This is a genomic window from Streptomyces sp. MS191 (assembly GCF_008042125.1).
Taxonomy (GTDB): Bacteria; Actinomycetota; Actinomycetes; order Streptomycetales; family Streptomycetaceae; genus Streptomyces.
Genome location: NZ_RDBI01000080.1, coordinates 1 through 1,313 on the forward strand (window position 1 = coordinate 1; position 1,313 = coordinate 1,313).

General features: G+C 72.6%; 2 protein-coding genes. Both read left to right on the forward strand.

Annotation, left to right across the window (positions count from 1 at the left end):
- Nucleotides 1-505 (forward strand): glycerophosphodiester phosphodiesterase (locus EAO71_RS34025; RefSeq protein WP_147981689.1); only part of this gene is annotated, 505 nt, incomplete at its 5' end.
- Complete coding sequence (locus EAO71_RS34030; RefSeq protein WP_147981690.1) at nt 502-1,287, forward strand: SAM-dependent methyltransferase; 786 nt, start codon at nt 502-504, stop codon at nt 1,285-1,287. The genes EAO71_RS34025 and EAO71_RS34030, both read left to right, overlap by 4 nt.
- Nucleotides 1,288-1,313: the final 26 nt, after the last annotated feature.

Consider the following 1,313-nt stretch of genomic DNA (forward strand, 5'->3'; position numbering starts at 1 on the left):
CGCGCTGTCCGACCTCACCCTGGAGCAGGTCCGCGACCTGACGTACGACGGTGTCCCCACCCTGCGCGAGGCGCTGATCGCGGCCGGTCCGCGCCGGCTGATGATCGACCTGCCGGGCGGCGACGAGAGCTCCGTCCGCACCGTCGTCGGCATCGTCCGCGAGTGCGGCGCGTCCGAGCGGGTCGTCTACTGCGCGGGAGGTGTCGCCATGCTCCACGTGCGGGCCGCGGACCCGTCCGCCGAGATCGCGCTGACGTGGACGTCGCTCGCCCCGCCGCGGGCCGCGCTGCTCGGAGCGGTCCGGCCGCGCTGGCTCAACTACCGTTTCGGGCTGCTGAGTCGGGCCCTGGTGGACAAGGTGCACAAGGACGGCTACCTGGTCTCCGCCTGGACGGCGGACACCCGGCGCTCCATGCGTAAGCTGATCGCGCACGGCGTGGACTCCATCACCACCAACCGGGTGGACGCGCTCGTCGCCGAACTGCGAAGGAGTGCTCCGAGGTGACCGGGACCGACAGGATCCGTACCGACATCGCGCACAACGCCCGCGTGTGGAACTACTGGCTGGGCGGCAAGGACAACTACCCGGTGGACCGGGCCGTCGGCGACCAGGTCACCGGCTTCTACCCGAGCATCGGCGAAGTCGCCCGCGCGGACCGGGCGTTCCTGGGCCGGGTGGTCACCCACCTGGCCGCCGAGGCGGGCGTCCGCCAGTTCCTGGACATCGGCACGGGCCTCCCGACGGCCGACAACACCCACGAGGTCGCCCAGCGCGTCGCGCCGGACTCCCGCGTCGTCTACGTCGACAACGACCCGATCGTCCTGACGCACGCCCGGGCCCTGCTGACCAGCGCTCCGGAAGGCGTCACCGAGTACGTCGACGCGGACGCGCGGCAGCCGGAGCGGATCCTGGAGGCGGCGGCGCGGACCCTGGACCTGTCGCGGCCGGTCGCGGTGATGATGCTCGGCATCCTCAACTTCGTGCTGGACACGGAGGAGGTCCGCGGCATCGTCCGGACCCTGATGGACGCGGTGCCCTCGGGCAGTTACCTCGTCCTGACCCACCCCACCCTGGAGCCCGGGCTGGGCGGCGAGGGCAACGCCGCGGCGATGGCGTTCTGGAACGAGAACGCCACCCCGCCGATCACCGCCCGCACCCGCGCCGAGTTCGCCTCCCTGCTGGAGGGGCTCGAAGTGCTGGAGCCGGGCATCGTCTCGTGCGCGAGCTGGCGGTTCGCGCCGGCGAGCGAGGTGGCGCAGTTCGGCGCGGTGGGCCGCAAGCCGTAATGGACCTGCGGGGGGAGGTCCGGGAC